A 23322-nucleotide genomic window follows, 5' to 3' on the forward strand; every position below is an offset into this window, starting at 1 on the left:
CCGAGCCGCCATCGCCACGTTGCAGCATCACCTCCATCCTATTGTGCTCGGCCGGGAAGCATCGCTGTAAGGATATACTTCCCACTCCTCCTCGTTTCGAAAACAACTCCGGCAAGGTGGAGGGCAATCAGAACGTACAGCAAATTTACCGCTGACTCGTGCACTTCCTTCAAGGGCTCGTCCTCTGCGTCATCGCCTATCTCTTTCCGCTCAGAACCTTTGAGTAAGACGCTGTCCCTGTCATCTGTGCCCCGACCAACGGCGTGGGACGGAGCCTCGCTAATCCATTTCGTGGAGGGCAGACCAGCCATGCCAATGCCGGTCGCTATGATGATGCTAAGCGTTCCCCAAATAGCGTAGACCATCAATGCACCTAACGGATTGTGCGATGGATGGATTTCATTGTGTCCGGCTCTAATCTCCGGGATATGGGCAAGCGCTTTACGCGGACTCGGTGGGAACGCTGTGAACCGTGCCTCTTTGGGTCCAACGAAACCCCAGAGCAGTCTAAACGCCAAAACGGTTGCGAGGGCGTATCCCACCCAGACGTGCGGCCCCGAACCCTCTTCCGTGAAAATTGCATTCCCGATGACAGCAAGAACGATTGACCAATGGGTCACCTTAACAACGGGGTCCCATTTCGCCTTTGCTCGGGCTGAGTCTTTTAGGGGCCGGACTGGGATTCCAGGTTTTGAACTCTGCATTTCAGATTCCTCCGCGTGAATGGGAAGATGACTTCATTCTCTACAGCGATTGCCAACCTACGCCCTCATGGCTCCTTCTCGTTACCTTGCCATATCGTATGAGAATCGATGAGTAATTTCACGATAGCTCGTGTCGCAGAGCTGCGCGCGTCTATGGCCAGCCGGTCCGCATCATGTGCTTGCCGTCGGGAATAGAGCAGATCGGACAGGTCGATAATGCCCCCTTCGTACCCGCGCTCCGTCCGTGTGGCGGCGTCGAGCGAACTTCTGGCAGCACCCTGAAGCCGCTGCCAAGCGACGTAGCGGCCAGAGGCGTTCGCCATATCAGTATCGGCCATCGCCAGCACCATCCGGCGCGCTTGCGCGAGATCCATAGAGGCAGCGGAGGCATTGGCTTCCGCCTGATCCTGCTGGAATTTCCGGTATCGTCCTCCCAATGGGATCGAGAAGACGACACCGACACCGCGTTCAATGCCAGAACGCTCGCTAAAGGCCCGGACGCCCAGCTGTGGGTCCGGCAAGCGATCAGCCTTCGCCCGCCGTGCGACGACTTCAAGACGCAGAGCTTCGCGATCAGCAGCCCCAATTTCATGACTGCGCTGGATCACCAGATCATGAAGTGCAGTCAGGTCCTGAGAAGGCAGGACTGGATCAGCCAAGGATGGTGCGTCCGACGGCAGGGCCAGATCGGGGAAGTTCGATTGCAGCAGCGCTCGCGCCTGTTTCATATCAGCCAGGCTGGCTGCCGCGACACCCTTGGCCTGATCGAGCGCCGCCTGGGCCTGGTCGGTGTCAAGCATCGATGCATCGCGTAACTGCACTCGCCTCTTCACGGCAGCGAGACCGCGTTCGAGTAATGCGACGTTCGATTGATCCGTGCGGTTGAGCTCGCTTGCCGTCAGCCAGTCGTACCAGAGCTGCGACAGATACAAGGCCGCCTGATGGCGCGTATCTTCCATCCGGTTTTGCGCGACTTCGACACCAAGCTGGCCTGCCTCGCGATCCAGGGCAGCCTTCCCGGGCAAGCGAAAAGATCGGCTGACCGTGCCGTCGAACTCCGTATAATTCCGCTCCAGCCGCACGTCGCGATTGATGTAGCTTCCGGTGAGCTGGACCTCGTGAGGGCCAACGCGGAGCATATCGCTCGCCGCCGATGCAGCGCCGACGCGCTTGCCCGCTGCCTCGACGGTCGGATGACCGTCAAGCGCCTTCACCACCTGCTCCTCAGGCGGCAAGGACCATTGAAGACCAGTCGCTTGCGCGTGCGCGGCAGTTGCGAGCGCAGTCGCTATCGAGATGGATAGCGGCAAGAGGGCAGTCAGCTTCTTCATGAAATCCTCCCGCGCTCGATGATCGGCAAGGAGTGCCAGCGCACAGGTTGTTTGCGGCGCGATGAGGCAACCGCAGCGATTATGGCGGGGATCATGGAATCCTCGACGACGAGCTCGAATGCGATCCGATGGAGGACTCCTCTTACCTGCTCATGCGTTCCGGCGTCGCTGAAGTCGCGACCGAGAACGGCTTCCTCACGGCGATGGATCGGCGCGGACGCAACGGTTCGAATAGCCTCCACCAGAGTTCCCGCATCCGGAGGGGAACAGTGGAGGACCAGCAGAAGCTCAGCCATTGGCCAGCACCTCTTCGAAATCCTGCTCGCCGCGGCCCTCTCCGAACCTTTCGAAAAGGATCGGGAGAAGTACCAGAGTGAGCAACGTGGACGTGACCAGCCCGCCGATGACCACAATGGCAAGCGGGCGCTGTATTTCGGATCCCGGACCGGTCGCGAACAGCAGGGGGACCAGGCCGAAAGCGGTAATACTCGCGGTCATTAGGACGGGGCGGAGGCGTCGCTCGGCACCCAGGCGCACCGTCTGCGTCATGCTCTGCCCCTCCTGACGGAGTTGGCGGAAATAGGAGACCAGCACCAAGCCGTTCAGCACCGCGATGCCAAGCAGAGCAATGAAGCCGACGGAAGCAGGCACTGACAGATACTCTCCCGATGCCCAGAGCGAGATCAGGCCGCCGACCATGGCGAAGGGAATGTTGACCAGGATCAGCGTGGCGGCCCGCAGCGAACGCAAGGTGGCGAGCAGGACGAAGAAGATAAGGAGCAGCGCGACGGGAATGACCATCATGAGCCGAGCCGATGCACGCTGCTGATTTTCGAACTGGCCACCCCACACGATGCGATAGCCGGGCGGGAGCGGCACCTTGCTCGCGACTGCGGCCTTCGCCTCGTCCACATAGCCCACCAGATCACGACCAGAGACGAAGGCCTGGACCAGAGCGAAGCGGGAACCATTCTCATGGTCGAGCTTCACCGGACCCTGCGTATGCTTCACCTGCGCCATGTCGCTGACCCGGGCGAGCGTTCCACCCGGCGTCATGATCTGCAGGTCTTCAAACCGGGTCGCATCATTGCGGATGCTTTCGTCACCGCGGATGACGATCGGGATCCGCTTCTGACCTTCGGCGACGATACCGGACCGAACGCCTTCCACCTGTGCGCGCAAGGTGTCCTGTAACTGATCGATCGGCATGCCAAACCGGCCTGCGGCTGCTCGGTCGATGTCGAGCTGCAGGTAGTCCACGCTGTCGTTCGCGACCGTCAACACTTCCGTCGCGCCGCGCACCTGGCCCAACTCATGCTGCACGCGACCTGCAAGATCCGCGAGGACCGCCGAATCCGGTCCGAAAATCTTGACAGCCAGGTCGCCCCGGGCGCCGGTCAGCATTTCCGAGACACGCATTTCGATCGGCTGGGTGAAACTGGGCTGGATGCCAGGCAGGCCGTCGACGGCCTTGCGGATCTGCTCCAGGACGAACTCCTTGCTGCCGCGCCACTCGGACTGCGGCTTCAGACGGACGAAGGTGTCGGTCTCATTAGGTCCCATCGGATCAAGCCCGATTTCGTCAGCACCAACCCGCGCGATGACTTCCTGCACCTCGGGGACACCCATCAACGCGCGCTCGACCGCCTTGTCGCCCTCGACGGACTGGGCCAGGCTGATGGAGGGCAGCTTCGTCAGCTGCACGATGACTGACCCTTCATCCATCGTCGGCATGAAGGTTTTGCCCACTGCTCCATAGGCCAATCCGGCGAGGACCAGTCCGAGAGCCGAGAGGCCGTAGACCAGGCGCTTGCGCGCAAACGCGCCATTCAGAAGCGCACGGTAGCGAGGCGTTAGCCAGCGCATCACCCATGGGTCCCCATGATGTCCGCTTTTCAAGCCGAACGAGGCAAGAACGGGAACGAGCGTCAGCGCGAGCAGGAGCGATCCTGCCAGGGCGAAGACAATGGTGAGGGCAACCGGCGCGAACAGCTTGCCTTCCAGCCCCTGCAGCGAGAGCAGAGGAAGGAACACAAGCGCGATGATGATGATGCCCGCCGATACCGGCACCGTCACGTCGCTGGTTGCGCGGAAGACCTGGTGAAGGCGCGGATGGGAGTCATCCTGTTGGTGCGACAGACGCTCTACGACGTTCTCCACCACAACGACCGCACCATCCACAAGCATGCCAATAGCAATGGCCAGTCCACCGAGGCTCATGAGATTCGCGGACAACCCGGCCATGCTCATGAACAGGAACGTCACCAGCGCGGCCATCGGCAGTGTGACCGCCACGATCGCGGCGGCTCGCCAGTCACCGAGGAAAACGATCAGAAGGATTACGACCAGGACGGTCGCTTCCAGCAACGCCTCCTCAACCGTTCCAACCGCTCGGCCGATCAGATCGGACCGATCGTAGAAGACCGCGATGTGCGTTCCGGCTGGCAGGCCACGCTCGACCTCGGCCAGACGGTCTTTGACGCCGGTCACAACCTGCCGTGCATCGGCACCGCGAAGAGCGATCACAAGGCCCTCGACCGCCTCTGCCTTGCCGTTCTTGGATACCGCGCCATAGCGCGTCAGGCTGCCCGTCCCGACACTCGCCACATCCCCCAGGCGGACGATGCGCCCGTCACGGCTCGTTATGACCAGCGACTGGAGATCGGCCACGGATCGGATCGCGCCGACAGCCCGAACGATCAGGGATTCTTCGCCAGTGACGAGGCGGCCGGCTCCGTCGTTGCGATTGCCACCGTCGATGGCCGTCTTGATGTCGGCAACGGATAGATGGGCTCCGGCCAAGGCGAGAGGATCGGGCCGGACCTCGAAGGTACGGACATATCCACCAAGTGCGTTGACGTCGGCGACACCGGGCACCGTCCGCAGCGCGGGACGGATGGTCCAGTCGAGAAGCTCTCGCCTTTGCTGGAGGCTGAGCGGCCCCTCGATCGTGAACATGAAGATATCGGACAGAGGCGTGGAAATCGGCGCCAGGCCACCCGACACGCTCGCCGGCAAATCCGCCATCACTCCGGACAGGCGCTCCGCCACCTGCTGACGCGCCCAGTAGATATCTGTGCCATCGGTGAAGTCGATGGTGATATCGGCAATCGCATATTTGGCGGACGAACGCAGGATAGACTGCCGGGGAATGCCCAGCATCTCCATCTCGATCGGGGCAATGACGCGGCTTTCGACCTCTTCCGGCGTCATGCCGGGAGCCTTGAGAATGATCTTGACCTGCGTCTGCGCTATATTGGGATAAGCATCCACGGGTAGCTGAACGAAGGCCCATGCGCCGAGGCCGGCGACAGCCAGCGCAAGCGCTACGACGAGCAGGCGATAGGACAGAGCCTTCGCGACGAGTGACTGAAGCATGGGCCCGACCTATTTCGAGATGGCGAGCGCTTTGAGCGCGCTTGTGCCCGTAGTGACGACGTTCTCACCGACGCTGACGCCGGTCAGGAGAAGGACCTGGCCATCCACCGCGCCGCCCTTTGTCACCCTGCGCTGAACATAACCGCCCCGGACCGCCACGAAGACCACCGACTTGCCGTCAGTATCCACTACGGCCGCGGCAGGCAGGACGACTGCGCCTTTCGGTGCAGGCCCGAATATCGTGACATTGCCCGTGGCGCCTGCGATGACCCCTGGAGCGGCGGGAAGGCTCGCCTTCAGCGAGGCAGATCGCGTCATCGCGTCGATGGTGCTGCCGACAGATGTGACGGTGCCAGAAAGCGCGCCGAGTTTGACCGTCATGCCGGGTCTGATCTGTCCAACAAGCCGCTCGGGAACCTGCGCGACGACTTCGTAACGGCCATTCGCATCGATCACATAGGGAGCAGTCGTCCCGTCCAACGGGTCGCCTGTCTGGATCTTGGCACGCGTAATTCTGCCCGCGATCGGAGCTGTCAGCGTGTAGGTGCCGCTGCTCCCATGCCCGCCGACAAGGCTGAGAATGCGGCTTTTCTCGCGAACGTCCGCACGCGCCTCCATGGCCACTGCGCGGGCTTCGTCGGCTCGCGCTCCGGCAATCACCCCTTCCTTGTCCAGTTGGGACAGCCTGGCGGCACTCGTCTGCGCGACACCCAACCGTGCATTTGCACGCGCGAGATCGGCGCCCAGCGTCAGAATGTCACGGCTCGAAACCACGGCCAGTGGTTGCCCGGCCTGTACGCTGTCGCCTTCCACAACCATGGTGCGCATCACCACACCCGGAAGTGTCGCGGTCACCGCTACACGCGCGTTAGCGGGCGGACTGATCGTGGCGGGGAGATCGGCGATCGGCGCTTCTGATGCAGGCAATGCCGGAGAGGCCTTGATGCCGAGCAATCTCGCCCTGTCCGGCAGCACGGCAAGCATGCCGGCAGCTTTCTCGGTCTTGACCTGCGTTCCCGCCGAGACGGTTTCCGAGCGAGGAAACATAGTCCAGCCCAAGCCCGCGACTGCGACGGCTACAATGGCGCCGCCCACCAGATATTTGCGTCCGTTTTCCATTTCGCCGCGATATCGGGTTCAACCTGACGGCGTCTTGACGATGGGAAATTACTGCAGGCGGAAATCCAGGATGAGTTCTCTCAAGGTCTCGCTCGTTCGAATATGACCGTTATGTGCGCTCATAATCCGATGGGTTATGGAGAGGCCGAGACCCGCGCCATGGGGGCTGGCATGGTCTGCTCGCTGATGGCGGCGGATGAGTTGCGCCAGCTTCTCTTCGCTGAGGCCGGCGCCTTGGTCGCGCACCCTGATGATCGCTCCGGGCCCGGATATGATCGTCACGGTGCCACCCATGGGCGTCGCGCGGACGGCATTTTCAATAAGGTTTCGGATTCCCGCCCCGATCGCTTCCCTGTGGCCGTATATCTTTGGCACCTGGCCTTCGGACTCTATCGCGATCTCGCGTCCTTGCGCGATGACGGTCGCTGCCAGGGACGAGACACTGTCTTCAGCCAATGTCTCGAGATCGAGTGGCTCAGGCGTCATGGGCATGGTGGCGTCCGCGTCGATCTGCGCCAGTAGCAGGAGCTGATCCACAAGACGGCGCATGGCGCTGACCTGCGCCTTCAGAGGATCTCCATCCGATCCCTCGCGTCGATCAAGCTCTAGAGACAAAATGGCCAACGGCGTCCGCAATTCGTGGGCGACGTCAGACGCAAAATCCGCCTGTTGCTGAGCTGAGGTGTCGAGTCGGTGAAGCAGGTTGTTGATGGATCGCACGAACGGTTTCGCTTCAGCAGGCATATCGGCTTCATCGATCTGCATCCCGCGTTCGGTCGGTGCGGTTTCGATATGACGCGCCGCTTTGCTCAGGGGCTCGAACGCCGTTCTGATGACCCATGTGGTTGCAAGGCCCATTGGCAGGATCAGCACCACCAGTGGGATGAGAACATGATCGAACAGTTCCGTCGATGCCGCGTCGCGCATGGTCGGATCGAGCAAGGCGCTAAACGGTATGCCATATTCCGAGAGGACAGCGTAGATCAGCGACACCGTACCGATGGCGCCAACCAGCAGCAGGCCACCGATGAGCCGATGGCCAACCGAAAGTCGCTTCAGCACGGTTCCCGGTCTTCTAGCAAGTAGCCTAGCCCCTTGATCGTATGGAGCATGTTGCGAGCTCCGCATTCCTCAAGTCGACGACGCAGCCGCGAGATTGCGGCATCCACTGCATTAGGGGATATCTCGTCTCGAAAACTATACAGTGCATTTTCGATACGAGATCGACGAACGACTGCACCAGCCTCCCGCATGAGTAACTCAAGCAGGCTGGTCTCGCGAGGTGACAGATCGATGGCCTTACCCTGATACCGCGCGCGATGAGCGCTCGTGTCATAGGATAGGCTGCCCACCTCCAACACGGGCGCTGCCCGAGCTCCCGGACGGCGAAGTAGTGCCCGAATCCTCGCTGCCAGCTCATCCGCCTCTACCGGTTTGACGACATAGTCGTCAGCGCCGCCGTCCAGTCCATCGACCCGCTGCTGGAGCGAACTGCGGGCTGTCAGCATCAGGACCGGCACCGCAAGGCCCGCGTCACGCCTCTTCTTGATCCAATGTACGCCGTCACCATCGGGCAAGCCCAGATCGAGGATGAGTGCATCATACTGAGCCGACCCAAGAGCCAGATCCGCCTCCGCTGCCGAATAGGCACAATCGCATACGAATTTCCGACGCGTAAGGCCCTCCGCCGTCAGATCTGCCAGGTGGCGATTGTCTTCAATGATCAGAATGCGCATGCTCTCATCCGGCGATGGTTTTACCCGGCATATTACCGAACCGATCTGACATCGTCCTGACCATATGAATTTCTTCTGACGCTTGTGATCCGATACGGCGTCGCGCCTCCAAATTTGTGCGGATCGAGCTTGCCGGACTGGCACGAGATAGCGAACAGGCTATAATGCGGGTCAAAGAAATGGCTTGGCTTCAAAGGGGATTACGATGCGCAGCCACCGGGAAACCCATCTCGTCTCTCGTATCGGATGGCTTCGTGCCGCGGTGCTAGGCGCCAACGACGGCATCGTATCCACGGCTAGCCTGATGATCGGCGTCGCTGCGTCCGGTGCCTCCCGTTCTTCCATGTTGATATCTGGTATAGCGGGTCTGGTGGCCGGCGCGATGTCGATGGCGGCGGGCGAATATGTGTCGGTAAGCTCTCAGTCTGACACCGAAGCGGCGGACTTGCGCCGGGAGCAGCAGGAAATCGCTGACAATCCCGATGCGGAATTGGCAGAGTTGGCTGGTTTCTATGTTCAGCGAGGGGTCGACGAAAAGACCTCGCATGAGGTTGCGAAACAACTCATGGAGCATGATGCACTGGGTGCTCATGCTCGCGAAGAACTCCACATCACCGAGATGACTGCCGCACGCCCGATCACAGCGGCATTGACGTCTGCCTCGACGTTCACGGCCGGAGCCCTGCTGCCTCTCATCCTTGCGGCTTTGCTGCCGGCGTCGCTCACCGTAACAGGCGAAGCGCTGGGATCGCTCCTGTTCCTGGCGCTCCTGGGATGGGTGGGAGCTGCCGCTGGCGGTGCAAACCCGCTCAAACCTGTCGGTCGTGTGGTGTTCTGGGGGGCGTTGGCCATGGGTTTGACCGCTGGCATTGGCAGCTTGGTCGGGAAAGCAATTTAGGACAAAGGCCCAAAAGCTGCGCACATGAAACTTCTTCTACGACGTTAAGAGCGTGTCGCTTGCAGCGACCACCGCAGCACTCGCTACAAAGCCAAACGAGGCAAACAGCGCGTAAATATCTTAATCAAGCACTTGAGCAAATCCGGCCACCCCTTCAGGTAATGATGGACGACGCTCCGGTTTGGCAGACGGCCGGATTTCTTCGACCTTACCCAGGCCTCCGAAAATCGCTTCCATTGTTCGGACGCACAAAGCGACCCCCTCGTCAGCAAGCGCGTACCAAACGAGTTTGGCCTCCTTTCTCGTTTGAACGAGATTGGCCCGGCGTAACTCCCCTAGCTGCTGGCTGAGTGCTGGTTGGACAATGTCTGTCGCTTCGCCGATCTCCGATACGTTGCGCTCCCCGCGTAACAGGCAAGAGAGGATCATGAGGCGCTGTGGTTGCGCAAAGACCTTGAGCTTTTCGGACGCGACGGTCGCAGCTTCGCGGTCCTCGTAAAATGCCTCGTTCATAGCGCGTCCGCAAAGCGGCAAAACCAGTCCTGGCGATCTTCTGCGATGTCAGATGGTGGGCAGAGCAAAGGCTGTCCTTCCCGCCATCCTTCAGGCGCAAGTTTCTGGGCACTGCCCACCACTTGCAGTGCTTTAAGCAACCGCAGCATCTCATCGACCGATCGCCCAACATTATGGGGGTAGCATGTGATCGCCCTTATGACCCCTTCGGGATCGATGAAGAATGTCGAACGCATAGCCATGCTGTCAGCAGATTGCTCGTCAACCATGCCATAGGCATGCCCAATCGCCATGCTCGGATCCTCGATTATCGGGAAGCGGACATCCGCTCCGAGCGTCTCTCGGATCGCTCTGACCCACGCCATGTGCGAGTAAAGGCTGTCGACTGACAGTCCCAACAGCGACGTTTCAAGGGCATCAAATTCCGACTGCCGACGGGCGAGTTCAGCGAATTCGGTGCTGCAAACTGGCGTGAAGTCAGCGGGATGGGAAAAAAAGATCACCCATCGTCCACGCAACTTTGAAAGCTGAATTTCGCCCCCGGTCGAACGGGCGCGAAAGTCTGGCGCGGGCTCTCCAATGCGCGGTGAGCGAGATTCAATTCTTTGGGCCATTTCCATGACGTCTCCTTCGACGCTCCTCCCTCTTGACGCAACAAGATTATTCGATTACACGATATATGTAAATGTGAATTTGTGAGGTTTTCCGTGGCCGACTCCGCTCTTGCAGCCGCCTCATCGCAGATCTCAGCCGCTCAAACGGACACCCCCCAGATCAAGGCGTTCTTTGACGAGCCGACCTTCACGGTGACCTATGTTGTTCATGATCCCGAGAGCCGCCACGCTGCGATCATCGACAGCGTGCTGGACTATGACCCCGCCTCGGGTCGCACCTCCTTCTCCTCGGCAAACGCGCTTGTCGCTTTTGTCGAGGAGAAGGGGCTTGCTATCGACTGGCACCTGGAGACGCACGCTCACGCGGATCACCTGTCAGCTGCGCCATATCTGAAGGAGAAGTTGGGCGGGCAAATCGCCATCGGCGAGCAAATCATCACGGTGCAGCAGGCATTTGGTAAGCTTTTCAACGCGGGCACCGATTTCGAGCGCAACGGTTCCGACTTCGATCATTTGTGGAAAGACGGTGATCACTTCCGGATCGGCAATCTTGATGTAACCGTGCTGCATGTGCCGGGGCACACGCCGGCCTGTATCGCCTATGTGATCGGCGACGCCGTCTTTGTCGGCGATACCATGTTCATGCCCGACTACGGCACGGCACGTGCTGATTTTCCCGGTGGCGATGCCCGAACCCTCTATCAATCTGCGATGCGGCTTCTGTCGCTCCCGCCGGAAACGCGGCTGTTCATGTGCCACGATTATCTTCCGGAAGGGCGCAAGGACTATGTCTGGGAAACGACCGTAGAGGCCGAGCGCCAAGCCAACGTCCATATCCATGACGGGGTAAGCGAAGACGAATTTGTCGCGATGCGCGAGGCCCGCGACAAGACGCTCGCGATGCCGCGCCTCATTCTGCCTTCTGTCCAGGTGAACATGCGCGCCGGTCATTTCCCGCCTGCCGAGGACAATGGCGTCACGTACCTCAAGATTCCGGTCAACGCAGTATGATGCTGCCCGGCTTCCCCAATGCCACCCCCGTCGCGGGGTTGGTTGGCGGCCTGCTGATCGGGCTTGCGGCAGCGATCATGCTGCTCGGACTTGGTCGCATCGCTGGTGTAAGCGGTATGTTGGCCCGCGCGTCGGGAATTTCCGATACGGGCACACCGCGCGCCATAGCGCTCGCGTTCATCGCCGGACTGCCGCTTGGTGCGCTCCTCGTCATACTGTCTTCCAGCAGTATCAGACCGCTTTTTACAGGATCAGTCCTGCAACTGGTCATTGCCGGACTGCTCGTAGGTTTCGGCACGCGCCTTGGTTCAGGCTGCACGAGCGGTCACGGGGTCTGCGGTCTCTCCCGACTTTCGCGCCGGTCGATGGTCGCAACGCTGACCTTCATGGTCAGCGGCTTCGCCACCGTTGGGCTGATGCGCGCTTTCGGTTTCATCAACGGATAGTCGGAGGACACCGGACATGAAGAGGAATATGGGAACGGTCGATCGGATGCTGCGCACCATCGCAGCCTTGGCGATCGGTTATCTCTGGTGGACCGGAACGATCAGCGGGGACCTCGGTGTCGGCTTGGCGATCGTCGCAGTTATATTCCTTCTGACAAGCGCGGTCAGCTTCTGTCCGCTCTACCGCCCGCTCGGCCTTTCAACCTGCGGCACTGGGAAGTGAAGGTCCCTGCCATCTCGTTGCTAGCGGGCACCTTGTTCGGAGCTGGGCTCACCATATCCGGCATGGCTGACCCCGCGCGGGTGCGCGCCTTCCTCGATCTGTTCGGGGCCTGGGATCCCACGCTTGCCTTCGTGATGGTCGGTGCGATGGTGCCGATGGCGATCGCCTGGTTGGTCCAGAAGCGGATGCCGCGACCGATCGTCTGCGAGGCGTTCGACTTGCCCGGTACAAGCTTGCTGGATGCCAAGTTGCTTGGCGGAGCGTCATTGTTCGGGATCGGTTGGGCGATCGGGGGACTATGTCCCGGCCCCGCACTCGCCGACCTTGCCATCGCACCAATTGAAGCCGGAATTTTCGTCGCCGCCATGCTCGCCGGCATGACCGCGCACCGCATCATTACAAAATGAAAAGAGGCCCGCTTCAGAGCGGGATCGAGGAGAAGCCATGGACATCAAGCCGCTCAATCGGGACTTTGCAATCTCCCCGCAGATTGATCTCGCCGACCTTCCGGCAATCGCCGCCCAAGGTTACAAGGCGATCATCTGCAATCGACCTGATAACGAGGAGAAGGGTCAGATTGCCGCTACGGAGCTTCGTGAAGCTGCCGAACGACTGGGCTTAGAGTTCGCGCATGCGCCCGCAGTCTCGGGGGCGATTACCGATGCGAATGTTGAGGCCATGGCAAGTGCGCTAGCGCGCCTTCCTAGGCCGATTCTCGCCTTTTGCCGCTCCGGCGCGAGGTCGACGAAGTTGTATGACCTCTCCTCCTCTCGGAGCCAATCGGCCCCTGTAGTCCATATTCACGATGTCGTGATTGTCGGCGGCGGTGCAGCGGGGATTGCGACGGCAGCAAGCCTTCTAAAGCGCAATCCGAAGCTCGATATTGCAGTTATCGAGCCATCTGAGGAGCATTATTATCAGCCCGGTTGGACTATGGTCGGCGCCGGTGTCTTCGAGAGAGAGTTCACACGACGCACTGAAGCGCAGGTCATGCCGAGCCGAGTGAACTGGATCCGCGCAGCAGCCTCGGATTTTGCCCCCGACGAAAACAAGGTGATCCTCAGTGATGGCGGCGAAGTCCGCTACCGTGTTCTCGTTGCCTGTCCGGGTATCAAATTGGATTGGAACGCTATTCCGGGCTTGGCCGATACGATCGGCAAGAACGGCGTGACGTCCAACTATGGCTATGATCTTGCGCCCTACACCAACAGACTGGTGAAGCAATTCAAGGGCGGACGGGCGCTGTTCACCCAGCCCGCAATGCCGATCAAGTGTGCCGGCGCGCCGCAAAAAGCGATGTACCTTTCCTGTCATCGCTGGGAAAAGGCAGGCGTCCTGAAAGACATCGACGTCCAGTTCCACACCGCCGGCGCGGTGCTGTTCGGCGTTGCCGCCTATGTCCCGGCACTGATGGAATATGTCGAGCGCTATGGCGCGCACCTCAACTTCGAATCGAAGCTCGTCGCGATCGATGGCGCCGCAAAAGTGGCGACTTTCGAACGCAAGGATAGCGACGGCACCGGACGCGTCGAAGAGCGCTTCGACATGATTCACGTCGTGCCGCCACAGGTCGCGCCGGATTTCGTGCGCACCAGTTCCCTCGCAGCAGCCTCCGGCTTCATCGAAGTCAACGAGGCGACGCTTCGACATGTGCGCTATCCTAATGTATTTGCATTGGGCGACGCCTGCTCCGCCTCGAATGCCAAGACCGCCGCTGCGGCGCGCAAGCAGGCGCCGGTTGTCGCGGTCAATGTACTTGCCGTGCTCGAGGGCAAGCCGCCGACCGCTGACTATGACGGCTATGGCTCCTGTCCGCTAACGGTCGAGGCTGGCAAGATCGTGCTCGCCGAGTTCGGCTATGGCGGCAAATTGCTGCCCAGCTTTCCCAATTGGCTGATCGACGGAACGCGGCCCTCGCGCCTGTCCTGGCTCCTCAAGGACACCATCCTGCCGCCGGTTTACTGGCATGGCATGCTCAAGGGCCGGGAATGGATGGTCGCGCCGCACGCGATCGAAGCGGCGCACTGAGCCATGCTTGAGCCGCTTCAATATGCCCTCGGCGGACTGTCAGGCGCGCTGGTGGGCTTTGTCCTCGGGCTTGTCGGGGGCGGCGGGTCGATCCTCGCCGTGCCGCTGCTGCTCTATCTCGTAGGCGTCCGCAATCCGCATGAGGCGATCGGCACCAGTGCATTGGCCGTCGCGGCCAATGCGCTTACTGGCCTCTGGAACCATGCCCATGCCCGCACCGTGAACTGGCGGTGCGGGGGGATCTATGCTGCTGCCGGCGTCGTCGGTGCGCTCGGCGGTTCAACGCTTGGCAAGAGCATCGATGGGCACAAGCTGCTGTTCCTGTTCGCGATCCTGATGATCGTTGTGGCAGTCTTGATGTTTCGCGGTCGCGGCGACCAGGGCGTCGAGGGCGCGCAATGCAATCGGGAGAATGTCGGCAAGGTTGTCAGCTATGGTCTCGGGACCGGCGCCTTTTCCGGCTTCTTCGGGATCGGCGGCGGTTTCCTCATTGTGCCGGGGCTGATCGCCTCGACCCACATGCCCATCCTGCGCGCGATCGGCACCTCGCTCGTCGCGGTCGCGGCCTTCGGTCTGACGACAGCGCTCAACTATGCGCTTTCGGGCTACGTCCTTTGGGGTCTGGCCGGCGTGTTCATCGTGGGCGGCATTGTCGGGAGCGTCATCGGCACGCGTGCATCGCAGGTACTGGCCGCCGAAAAGGGCCGGTTGAACAGCCTCTTCGCAGTCTTCGTGCTCGTCGTTGCCATCTACATGCTATTCAAGAGCTGGTCCGAACTCGCCAGCTGAACGGGGATATTCATGGACGCCATCATTCTCGCAAGGGCGCAATTCGCCTTCACGGTGAGCTTTCACTTCCTCTTCCCGGCCTTTTCCATCGGGCTGGCAAGCTATCTGGCCGTGCTCGAAGCTCTGTGGCTGAAGACCGGCAAGGGCGTCTATGCGAACCTGTTTCGCTACTGGCTGAAGATCTTCGCCGTCGTGTTCGCGATGGGCGTCGTCTCGGGCATTGTCATGTCCTACCAGTTCGGCACCAACTGGTCAGTGTTCTCGGACAAGGCGGGACCTGTCATCGGACCGCTGATGGCCTATGAGGTGCTGACCGCCTTCTTCTTAGAAGCCGGATTCCTCGGGGTCATGTTGTTCGGGATCAACAAGGTTGGGCGCAAGCTGCACTTCGTCGCGACGCTTGCAGTCGCGCTGGGGACTTTTATTTCCGCATTCTGGATCCTGTCGGTCAACAGCTGGATGCAAACGCCCGTTGGCTATGAGGTCGGCGCCAACGGCCAGTTCCTGCCGGGGCCAAGCTGGCTGACAATCATCTTCAATCCCAGCTTCCCCTATCGGCTCTTTCACACGGTCCTTGCCGCCTATCTGACGACCGCTTTTATCGTGGGTGCCGTCGGAGGATGGCATCTCTTAAAGGACCGCACCAATCCCGGCGCACGCAAGATGTTCTCTATGGCGATGTGGATGGCGGCGCTCGTTGCTCCGATCCAGATCTTCGCCGGCGACATGCACGGGCTCAATACTCTCAAGCACCAGCCGGTGAAGGTGATGGCGATGGAAGGCCATTTTCAGAGCCACCCGCACGGTGCGCCTTTGATCCTGTTCGGCATCCCCAACAGCGCTGAACAGCGGGTGTATTATGCCATCGAGATACCCAAGGCGTCGTCGCTGATTCTCAAACACGAACTCGATGCGCCCTTGAGTGGCCTGGACACCGTGCCACCAGCTGATCGTCCTCCCGTCGGTATCGTCTTCTGGGCCTTTCGCGTAATGGTCGGGATCGGTTTCGCGATGCTCGGGATCGGGATCCTGAGCCTCATCGCGCGCTGGCGCAAGGCGCTCTACGACTGGCCGCTGCTGCATCGCTTCGCTGTGCTGATGGGGCCGTCGGGACTGATCGCAGTGCTGTCCGGCTGGATCGTGACGGAAGTCGGACGGCAACCCTTCACAATCTATGGTCTGCTGAGGACCGCCCAAAGCGCTTCACCGCTGGATGCTCCTGCGGTCGCCTCGTCGCTGCTGGCCTTCGTGGTCGTCTATTTCGCCGTCTTCGGGATGGGCATCTGGTATCTGCTTCAACTCATGAAGAAGCCGCCTGAAGCACATGAACCGCCGCCCAGTGATGCGCCCATTCGCAGTGCGGGGATCACCCCGGCGCCGGCTATCATCGAGGGAGCTTCGTCATGATCGATCTCACCGTCATCTGGGCCTGTATCATCGGCTTTGCTATCATCGCCTATGTCGTGATGGACGGCTTCGATCTCGGCATCGGCATCCTGTTTCCGTTCTTCAAGGTCGGGCAGGATCGGGACACCGCGATGAACAGCATCGCTCCGGTCTGGGACGGAAACGAAACCTGGCTGGTTATGGGCGTGGGCGGCCTGTTTGCCGCATTCCCGCTGGCCTATGCCATCATCCTTCCCGCGCTTTACGCGCCGATGATCGCAATGCTGCTTGGCCTTGTATTCCGCGGCGTGGCATTCGAGTTCCGCTGGCGCGACCCGGCGCACCGTGCTTTCTGGGACAAGGCGTTCACGACAGGGTCGGTCGTCGCCACCTTCGCGCAAGGCATTGCGCTCGGCGCGCTGCTACAGGGCATCACGGTCGAGGGGCGCAGCTATGCCGGGGGTTGGTGGGAATGGCTGTCGCCGTTCAGTCTGCTGACGGGTGTCGGGCTGCTAGTCGGCTATGCCCTGCTCGGGGCTTGTTGGCTCAACTGGAAGACTGAAGGCGGGTTGCGACGGCAGACGGTGACCTATGCCGGGCGGCTTGGCATCGGCCTGCTCATCATGATCGGCGTGATCAGCCTCGCAACGCTGCGGCTCGAAACGCAATACTTTCAGCGCTGGCTGAGTTTCCCGGGCGTGGTCGCGACAGCGCAGGTGCCGCTCGCCACGCTCGTCGTAACATTCCTGTTTTATCGTAGCCTCCGATTGAAGCGCGATGCGCAGCCTTTCTTCTGGGCGTTGGCCCTGTTCGGGCTATGCTTGGTCGGCCTTGGTGTCTCGATCTGGCCCGATGTCGTTCCGGCGCGGGTGACGATCTGGGAAGCTGCAGCGCCCGTCCGCAGTCAGTTGTTCATGCTGGTTGGAGCCTCGATCATGGTGCCCGTGATCCTGGCATATACGGCTTGGTCCTATTGGGTTTTCCGGGGCAAGGTTGGCATTGAGGGGTATCATTGATGCCGCTCTGGCTGAGTCGCCTTGGATGGTTTTTCGGCATTTGGGCTGCTAGCGTTTTCGCGTTGGCGCTTGTGGGCGGAATGCTCCGCTGGTGGCTACGCTAAATGGCCCCTCGCCATAGGTGAGAGGCCAACACTCAAATTTCGGTATTTTGGGCGTCTTCTACGTCGATCCCGAGATAGCTAACCATATTCTCGATCTTGCTATGGCCGAGCAGGATCTGGACAACCCGTAGATTGCCGGTCGCCCTGTATATGATCGATGCCTTCGCTCGGCGGAGTGAGCGGGTGCCGTATTCGCTCCGCATCAGGCCAACTCCTGTCAACCATTCATCTACAAGCCGAGCATAATGCCGAGGCCGTTCGTCGGGAGGTGCGGGAACGTCGGCTTGTAATCAGGGCTGCCGTTTAACATGTCACAGGCGAACGTCGGGAATGTCCCAGCGCCCGTGCCCGGCACGCCCTGGGCACGGGCGCCAGCAGATTCAGATCTCCGTGTTTTCTGCAAGGGCAAGCGCGTCCTCTACGTCGATCCCTAGATAGCGCACCGTGTTCTCAATCTTGCTATGGCCGAGCAGTATCTGAACGGCGCGAAGGTTGCCCGTCGCCCTGTAGATGATCGATGCCTTCGTTCGGCGAAGTGAGTGCGTGCCATACTCGCTCCGCATCAAGCCGACACCTGTCACCCATTCGTCGACAAGCCGAGCATACTGCCGTGTGCTCAGGTGCCCATTGTGATCAACCCGGCTTGGGAAAACATAATCGTCCACTGTTCCGCCCCGGCGTTCGAGCCATGCCAGCAAGCTCGCTCGAGCATCTGGCAGCAGCTCAAATTGAACGGGCCGACCTGTTTTCTGCTGCATGACGATTGCCCGCGTTCGGACCTGCCCGCCGCTTACAAGGTCGCCGATCTTGATCTGCACGAGGTCGCAGCCCCGAAGCTTGCTGTCGATCGCCAGATCGAACAGCGCCCGATCTCGTAGGCGGCGGCGCTGATTGAGGTAGAAACGGATTTCCCAAATCTGCTTCGGTTTCAGCGCCCGCTTGGCGCCCACGGTCCTTCCTGCATTCCAAACCGGGCGCTTGGTGGCGATGAGTTCTGTTTCAGGCATCTCCATGATCGTTCTCCTTTGGCCACATTGGCCTTCTGCAGAACGCTTGCCGACGAGGATGCGCAGGACTTGCTATAGGGCTCGTGCCGACCAACTCAAGACATTTGGCGTCATTGATGTGACCGACAGCTTTTGCCAGGATCCGCCATGCCATGGCTGCTGCCAATATAAAGTCGCCGCCCACCATGCGGAGCTTTGCCATCTGAGCGACATACCCAGAACGGGAGCACTCTTTCCAGCATTCCTCTCGAGGACATTGCCTGGGCTGCGCATGCCGCGCGCCAGGCCATGGAGCGTGACCAGACGCCGCGGCTCTGGTTCCAGCTCTATTTCCAGGCTGATCGAGGGCATTCGCTTGAACTGGTGCGACGCGCCGAGGCTGCTGGCTATTGCGTCCTCATGGTAACGATCGATGCGGCCATGAAGCGATCCGAATTCGCACTGCCGGAAGGGGTCGAGGCCGCCAATCTCCGTGGAATGCCCCGCAGCGTCCAGAACAGCGCGGCTGCGGGCGGGCAGATCATCTTTGGAACGGCGCTGGCCGACGCCGCACCAACCTGGGACGATATCGCGTGGCTGCGCAAGCAGACCAGTTTGCCGATCATATTGAAAGGCATCCTTTCTCCTGCTGACGCTCGCATGGCACTTGATCATGGCGTTGATGCCATTGTCGTGTCGAACCATGGCGGACGCGTCACCGACGGTCTCATCACGCCCATGAAAGCGCTTCCATCGATCGCGCGTACGATCGATGGAAAATGCCCGATCCTTCTCGACAGCGGTGTGCGTACCGGCACGGATGTCCTCAAGGCGATTAGCCTTGGTGCCAGCGCGGTCATGATTGGTAGGCCGCAACTTCATGCCCTCGCGGTGGCAGGCATGGCCGGCGTTGCCCATATGCTTCACATGATACGGGCAGAGTTCGAACTCGCCATGGCGCAAGTCGGCGTGAAATCGCTGGACGAACTTGGTCCTGCTTATGTCACCTCTTCAGACTGATGTGTGAGGCCGGACGAATGTCCGGCCGCATGTTCCTCTAGGCGCGACATATGCACTATCCTCGGCGCTTCGAGGCCGGCGAGGCATAAACGCCGTAGCCCACCCTCTCGATCAAGCCACGCTTGGTCATCTTGCTGACGACCGAGCGAGACACGCCCATTCGGCCGAGATCGGCGATTGTTGCCGTGTCACGATCGCGCAAAACCGCAAAGACAACTGCCTGTTTGGGGGCGCCATATGTGCGATTTATGAGCCGGATCGAACGATCCTGTCGCTTCTTTGCCCGTTGTTCAGGAAGACCTGGGCACCGGGCGACATTACGAAAATCAAGTTTGCCGCCACGCCGGGTCAGGCCTGCTGCGCACGCGTCCAGCAATGCGTGCAGGTGCGCCGGCAGCCCGATGTCCATCGGCGGTATCTGGCGCTGGAATGCTGCTATGCCCCCAAGAAGCCGGATCTCATCCTGGTTCACAAATGGGCTGGACAATGTCGCTATCACGAAGCCTCGCTCGGTGGCGTGTTCACCCAGTGCTGCGAATGCCCGGATAGCGGCCTCTCCGACTTTGGCACTGCTGCCACCACGCAGAAGGCAAATTGCCAGCCGCTCCTCCCTTGTGAAGCGCTTCAAAGGAAGGAAGCGGCTGGACATGGTCAGAACTTCGCGCTGAGGCCGACCTTCACCGCAGTCGGTGAACCTGGCGTGATGTTGTTGTTGCTATGGGCATAGAGATAGTAACGCTTGCCAAGGATATTCTCGACATTCACCTGCAGGCTCAGCTCTGGCGCGATGTCGAAATAGACGGCGCCATCGAGCCGCGTATAGCCGGGCATCGCGACGAAATTGTCGGTCGAGGCGTAGCGCTTGCCCTGGTAGATCACGCCCAGCGCAGCGCCGAGCTGTTCGATCGGATCGAAGCGGGTCCAGAGCGAGGCGCTGTGCTTGGGCATGTTGGGCAGGATGTTCCCTGCCTGGACAGTGCCCGAGACATTGTCGAGGAAGGTGCCGTCGGAATAGGTGTAGGCGCCGACCATGCTGAGCTGCTTGGTAATGCTGCCCGCAGCACTGAGTTCGATGCCCTTGGTGCGCTGCCGTCCGATCGGCACCGTCGGCGAGGCCGCATTATTGGGATCGCTCAGCGCCAGAACATTGTCGCGATCCAGTTGATAGATGGCGGCGGCAAGGTTGAACGTGGGGAGAATGTCCCACTTCGCACCGATTTCGTAGTTCTGGAACTTCTCCGGCGCCAGGCTGGCGTTGGAAAGCGAAAGGCCGGTCAACTGGTCGCCACCACGCGGCTGGTAGGTACGCGAGTATGCTCGAAGCTTCCGCCTTCCAGTCGGAAGGCACGATGAAGATTCCAGTCCGCAACCTTGGTAACGCGATTGACCACGCCGCCTACGCCGCCCCGGCCGAAGATCATCGCGTTCGGTCCTTTGAAGATTTCCAGCTTCTCGATGTTATAGAGGTCGCGATAGGTCTGGATATCGTCGCGCATGCCATCGACGAAGAAGTCGCCGGTGGTCGAATTGCCGCGGATCACCAGCGTTTCGCGATTACCCTCGCCCTGGGCCGAGAAAACGCCCGGGACATAGCGTATGGCGTCACCGATGCTGTTGGCTGCCTGATCCTCGATCTGCTTGACCGACACCACATTGACCGACTGGGGTACATCGATCAGCGGCGTATCCGTGCGCGTCGCGCTGATGCTGCGGCTGACCTTGTAGGAGCTTTCGGCTTCCCGATCATCGATCGCGGTGTCCGTGACCGTTACGGACCCGAGAACCTGCTCCTGGGCTATTGCGAGTGAGGGGGAGACCAGCGAAAGGAGGATGCCGGGCGCAGTCGACGCAAGCAGCGCCGATCGGAAAATCGCTGAATATTGCAAGGTTAGATCCCCTTCATTTAATGCGAATAGTTATCATTCGCGAGGGGGGTTAGCGCTTCGGTCGGGACGTGCAACTGGCCCAGGGATAAGGTTGGGATGTTGTATATGCCCCCCAATGTTCCGGTAACTTATCGCGCGAGACGAACCTCTACAGCAAAACCGGGCTTGTCCAGAACGGTCGCACAGCCCCCATGGATTTGCGCGACAGCAGAGACAAGGGCCAGGCCCAGACCATGTCCGTCGGTGGTGCGGCTGGCTTCGGTCCGCGTAAAACGGCTGAACAGTCGATCACGCTCGGTTGCCGGAACACCGGGACCATCATCGCAGACTTCAAGAATAACGAAAGCCTCGCTGGCAGTCAGATTGAGCGCGACCGTCGTGCCAGCCGGCGTATGCCGCAGCGCATTATCCAGCAGGTTGGTGATGAGTTGGGACAGCAATCGGGCATCGCCCCGGATGCGAAGCCCCATATGGATGGTCGAATGCAGCGCATGACCTGAAAGCTCGAAATCGGGCGCATAGGTTTCGACCACATCCTCGACCAGATCTCCAAGCGCCAGTTCCTGAAAATCTCGCTTGAGCGTGCCCGCCTCGATTTCGGATATGCGAAGGATGGCCGAGAAGACCTCGAGCAGTTCATGGGATTCTGCTATTGCCGCCTCGATCGCGCGCGTGCGCTTGTCTCCGCTGAAGGCGAGTGCTTCATCCAGACGATTATTCAGGCGCGTCAGTGGCGTTCGAAGGTCATGCGCAACATCGCTCGACACCTGTCGAAGATTCTCGACCAGGGCAGCATTGCGGTCCAGCATATGATTGAGCGACTTGGCGACGCCGTCGAACTCGTTGTCAGATCCGTCCAGCGGCATGCGCTGGGTCAGGTCTCCTCCGATAATGGCCTGGGCCGCATCGTCGAATCGGCGCAATCGACTGCGCGTTACAGCGCCAACGGTCCAGGCGCCCCCGACAGCCAGAAGAAGCATGGCGGCAAATGAGGCCGAAAACAGCTTCAGGATCGTGATGTCCATCTCGTCAATCACCGTGCGATCTGCTGCCACCAGAAGGCGGCTGCCGTCGGGCAGATCGGTGATGAGTGCCTGGGCTATGGCGCCATCCTTCCCGTAGTGCAGTAATTCGAAATATCCTGCCTTTGCCGGAATTTGCGCATCCAGTGCGCCGGCCAGCCGTCGTCCTTGGGGATCGACCAGAATATATCCGAGGCTTGCCGTGCTGTGCCCGGCATCGCGCTGATGAATGAGTTCGGCCAGTGCCGGGGTTCCGCCAGCACCCGCCCGCTCCAGCAAGGCGCTCGTCTCGGTGGCGGTTCGATGGTCCAGTTGCACCTCCATCGCCTCATGGGTCAGCGCATAGGCCAAGAGCCCGATCACAAGCGTCGCCAGAACGAAGGCCAGGCTAACCAGTGCCGTAAGGCCAAAGGTCGTTTTCCATGGGCGGGGCATTAATTGCTCCTGATCATGTAACCCGCGCCGCGAACCGTCTCGATCGCATCGACATCGAAGCCCGCATTCAGCTTCGAGCGAAGCCGACTGAGATGGGTCTCCACGATATTGGTCTTGGGCTCGAAGTCGAAGTCCCATACGCGTTCGAGCAGCATCGTTCGGGTAACCACGCGATGAGAATTGCGCATGAGTTCGGCGAGCAGCGAGAATTCCCGCGGTTGCAAAATGACCTTCTTTCCTCCGCGATGCACTGTGCGCCTGTGAAAGTCGATATCGATGTCGCCAACGGTCAGCCGGGACTGTTCGACTTGCGGTGCCTGCCGTCGACCAAGGGCATTCAAGCGGGCGAGGAGCTCGGAAAAGGCGAAGGGCTTGACCAGATAGTCGTCGGCGCCTGCCTCGAGCCCCTCTACCCGATCCGCTATTCGACCAATTGCGGTCAACATGAGAACGGGCGTGAGGTCGCCGGTCGCGCGCAGCATCTTGAGCAGGGATAGACCGTCCAGTCCTGGCAGCATGCGATCAACGATGATCGCGTCATAATTGCTGTCCGTTGCCTGGAACAGTCCCTCTCGTCCTTCCTCCACAAGGGTCACGGCATGCCCCACTTCCTTGAGGCCTCGGCTGAGGAATTCGCGTGTTTCCCCATCGTCTTCGATAATCAGGATATGCATGCG

General features: G+C 60.4%; 26 protein-coding genes and 1 pseudogene. 11 read left to right on the top strand and 16 right to left on the bottom strand.

Features of this window, described 5'->3' with window-relative positions; translation table 11 throughout:
- Window positions 1-38: 38 nt before the first annotated feature.
- The 7 genes from HH800_RS18385 to HH800_RS18415 form a co-directional block, all read right to left on the bottom strand.
- Window positions 39-704, bottom strand: a complete 666-nt coding sequence (locus tag HH800_RS18385; protein ID WP_036530300.1) for a cytochrome b/b6 domain-containing protein — start codon at window positions 702-704, stop codon at window positions 39-41.
- Window positions 705-769: 65 nt separating this feature from the next.
- Window positions 770-2035 carry a TolC family protein gene (locus HH800_RS18390; RefSeq protein ID WP_010338398.1) on the bottom strand — a complete coding sequence of 422 codons (1266 nt, stop codon included), beginning with the start codon at window positions 2033-2035 and terminating at the stop codon, window positions 770-772.
- Complete coding sequence (locus HH800_RS18395) at window positions 2032-2331, bottom strand: DUF3240 family protein (RefSeq protein ID WP_010338397.1); 300 nt, start codon at window positions 2329-2331, stop codon at window positions 2032-2034. Before HH800_RS18395 ends, HH800_RS18390 begins: the two co-directional genes overlap by 4 nt.
- Window positions 2324-5413 (bottom strand): efflux RND transporter permease subunit, encoded by a 3090-nt coding sequence (locus HH800_RS18400; RefSeq protein ID WP_036530303.1) that lies wholly within the window; start codon window positions 5411-5413, stop codon window positions 2324-2326. The genes HH800_RS18395 and HH800_RS18400 overlap by 8 nt, the downstream gene beginning before the upstream one ends.
- 9 nt (window positions 5414-5422) lie before the next feature.
- Window positions 5423-6532, bottom strand: a complete 1110-nt coding sequence (locus tag HH800_RS18405) for an efflux RND transporter periplasmic adaptor subunit (protein WP_036530305.1) — start codon at window positions 6530-6532, stop codon at window positions 5423-5425.
- 48 nt (window positions 6533-6580) lie between these two features.
- Window positions 6581-7594: a sensor histidine kinase gene (locus tag HH800_RS18410; protein ID WP_010338394.1), complete on the bottom strand. Its 1014-nt coding sequence runs from the start codon at window positions 7592-7594 to the stop codon at window positions 6581-6583.
- Window positions 7588-8268 (bottom strand): response regulator transcription factor, encoded by a 681-nt coding sequence (locus HH800_RS18415; protein ID WP_010338393.1) that lies wholly within the window; start codon window positions 8266-8268, stop codon window positions 7588-7590. The genes HH800_RS18410 and HH800_RS18415 overlap by 7 nt, the downstream gene beginning before the upstream one ends.
- Window positions 8269-8473: 205 nt before the next feature.
- Between HH800_RS18415 and HH800_RS18420 the strand changes: the two genes are divergently transcribed.
- Window positions 8474-9166 (top strand): VIT1/CCC1 transporter family protein, encoded by a 693-nt coding sequence (locus tag HH800_RS18420; RefSeq protein ID WP_010338392.1) that lies wholly within the window; start codon window positions 8474-8476, stop codon window positions 9164-9166.
- A 120-nt stretch (window positions 9167-9286) separates the two neighbouring features.
- Here the strand turns inward: HH800_RS18420 and HH800_RS18425 are convergent, their stop codons facing one another.
- Together HH800_RS18425 and HH800_RS18430 are read right to left on the bottom strand one after the other, a co-directional pair.
- Window positions 9287-9679, bottom strand: a complete 393-nt coding sequence (locus HH800_RS18425) for an ArsR/SmtB family transcription factor (RefSeq protein WP_010338391.1) — start codon at window positions 9677-9679, stop codon at window positions 9287-9289.
- Window positions 9676-10299, bottom strand: coding sequence for a peroxiredoxin (locus HH800_RS18430; protein WP_010338390.1), 624 nt, complete (start codon window positions 10297-10299; stop codon window positions 9676-9678). The genes HH800_RS18425 and HH800_RS18430 overlap by 4 nt, the downstream gene beginning before the upstream one ends.
- An 87-nt stretch (window positions 10300-10386) precedes the next feature.
- On the opposite strand from HH800_RS18430, the gene HH800_RS18435 reads away from it, so the two are divergent.
- Genes HH800_RS18435 through HH800_RS18475 form a run of 9 tightly spaced genes read left to right on the top strand, consistent with a single transcriptional unit; the run spans window position 10387 to window position 17296 of the window.
- Window positions 10387-11304, top strand: coding sequence for an MBL fold metallo-hydrolase (locus HH800_RS18435; RefSeq protein WP_010338389.1), 918 nt, complete (start codon window positions 10387-10389; stop codon window positions 11302-11304).
- Entirely contained in the window at window positions 11301-11750 is a 450-nt protein-coding gene (locus tag HH800_RS18440; RefSeq protein WP_010338387.1) for a YeeE/YedE family protein, read from the top strand. Before HH800_RS18435 ends, HH800_RS18440 begins: the two co-directional genes overlap by 4 nt.
- A gap of 16 nt (window positions 11751-11766) precedes the next feature.
- Window positions 11767-11973, top strand: coding sequence for a YgaP family membrane protein (locus HH800_RS18445; protein WP_010338386.1), 207 nt, complete (start codon window positions 11767-11769; stop codon window positions 11971-11973).
- Window positions 11970-12380, top strand: coding sequence for a DUF6691 family protein (locus tag HH800_RS18450; protein WP_010338385.1), 411 nt, complete (start codon window positions 11970-11972; stop codon window positions 12378-12380). Before HH800_RS18445 ends, HH800_RS18450 begins: the two co-directional genes overlap by 4 nt.
- Window positions 12381-12417: 37 nt before the next feature.
- Entirely contained in the window at window positions 12418-14001 is a 1584-nt protein-coding gene (locus HH800_RS18455) for a bifunctional protein tyrosine phosphatase family protein/NAD(P)/FAD-dependent oxidoreductase (protein WP_029547838.1), read from the top strand.
- A 3-nt stretch (window positions 14002-14004) separates the two neighbouring features.
- Window positions 14005-14790 (top strand): sulfite exporter TauE/SafE family protein, encoded by a 786-nt coding sequence (locus HH800_RS18460; RefSeq protein ID WP_010338383.1) that lies wholly within the window; start codon window positions 14005-14007, stop codon window positions 14788-14790.
- A gap of 12 nt (window positions 14791-14802) precedes the next feature.
- The gene (locus HH800_RS18465) at window positions 14803-16197 is read left to right on the top strand and encodes a cytochrome ubiquinol oxidase subunit I (protein ID WP_010338382.1); all 1395 of its coding nucleotides are present in this window, start codon (window positions 14803-14805) and stop codon (window positions 16195-16197) included.
- Window positions 16194-17192, top strand: coding sequence for a cytochrome d ubiquinol oxidase subunit II (cydB, locus tag HH800_RS18470; RefSeq protein WP_010338381.1), 999 nt, complete (start codon window positions 16194-16196; stop codon window positions 17190-17192). The genes HH800_RS18465 and cydB overlap by 4 nt, the downstream gene beginning before the upstream one ends.
- On the top strand, window positions 17192-17296 hold the full coding sequence (locus tag HH800_RS18475; RefSeq protein ID WP_080572849.1) for a DUF2474 family protein: 105 nt from the start codon (window positions 17192-17194) through the stop codon (window positions 17294-17296). The genes cydB and HH800_RS18475 overlap by 1 nt, the downstream gene beginning before the upstream one ends.
- A 32-nt stretch (window positions 17297-17328) precedes the next feature.
- Here HH800_RS18475 and HH800_RS18480 read toward each other — a convergent pair.
- Together HH800_RS18480 and HH800_RS18485 are read right to left on the bottom strand one after the other, a co-directional pair.
- Window positions 17329-17541, bottom strand: a pseudogene (locus HH800_RS18480) (integrase); the annotation flags it as partial.
- A 135-nt stretch (window positions 17542-17676) separates the two neighbouring features.
- Complete coding sequence (locus tag HH800_RS18485) at window positions 17677-18309, bottom strand: tyrosine-type recombinase/integrase (protein ID WP_010338379.1); 633 nt, start codon at window positions 18307-18309, stop codon at window positions 17677-17679.
- 189 nt (window positions 18310-18498) lie between these two features.
- Here HH800_RS18485 and HH800_RS18490 point away from each other — a divergent pair, with 189 nt between their 5' ends.
- Window positions 18499-19302, top strand: a complete 804-nt coding sequence (locus HH800_RS18490) for an alpha-hydroxy acid oxidase (protein WP_137405280.1) — start codon at window positions 18499-18501, stop codon at window positions 19300-19302.
- A 55-nt stretch (window positions 19303-19357) separates the two neighbouring features.
- On the opposite strand, the gene HH800_RS18495 is transcribed toward HH800_RS18490, so the two are convergent.
- From HH800_RS18495 to HH800_RS18510, 5 genes are all read right to left on the bottom strand, one after another.
- A complete protein-coding gene (locus HH800_RS18495; RefSeq protein ID WP_037509343.1) occupies window positions 19358-19951 on the bottom strand; it encodes a type IV toxin-antitoxin system AbiEi family antitoxin domain-containing protein in 594 nt (197 codons plus the stop codon).
- 2 nt (window positions 19952-19953) lie between these two features.
- Window positions 19954-20580 carry a TonB-dependent receptor gene (locus HH800_RS29125; RefSeq protein ID WP_235681919.1) on the bottom strand — a complete coding sequence of 209 codons (627 nt, stop codon included), beginning with the start codon at window positions 20578-20580 and terminating at the stop codon, window positions 19954-19956.
- Window positions 20577-21188, bottom strand: a complete 612-nt coding sequence (locus HH800_RS29130) for a TonB-dependent receptor plug domain-containing protein (protein WP_235681920.1) — start codon at window positions 21186-21188, stop codon at window positions 20577-20579. The genes HH800_RS29125 and HH800_RS29130 overlap by 4 nt, the downstream gene beginning before the upstream one ends.
- Window positions 21189-21316: 128 nt before the next feature.
- Window positions 21317-22645, bottom strand: coding sequence for a sensor histidine kinase (locus tag HH800_RS18505; RefSeq protein WP_010338374.1), 1329 nt, complete (start codon window positions 22643-22645; stop codon window positions 21317-21319).
- A complete protein-coding gene (locus HH800_RS18510) occupies window positions 22645-23319 on the bottom strand; it encodes a response regulator transcription factor (protein WP_010338372.1) in 675 nt (224 codons plus the stop codon). Before HH800_RS18510 ends, HH800_RS18505 begins: the two co-directional genes overlap by 1 nt.
- Between the last annotated feature and the right edge of the window lie 3 nt (window positions 23320-23322).

This window comes from Sphingobium yanoikuyae (assembly GCF_013001025.1).
In the GTDB taxonomy this organism is placed as follows: Bacteria; Pseudomonadota; Alphaproteobacteria; order Sphingomonadales; family Sphingomonadaceae; genus Sphingobium; species Sphingobium yanoikuyae_A.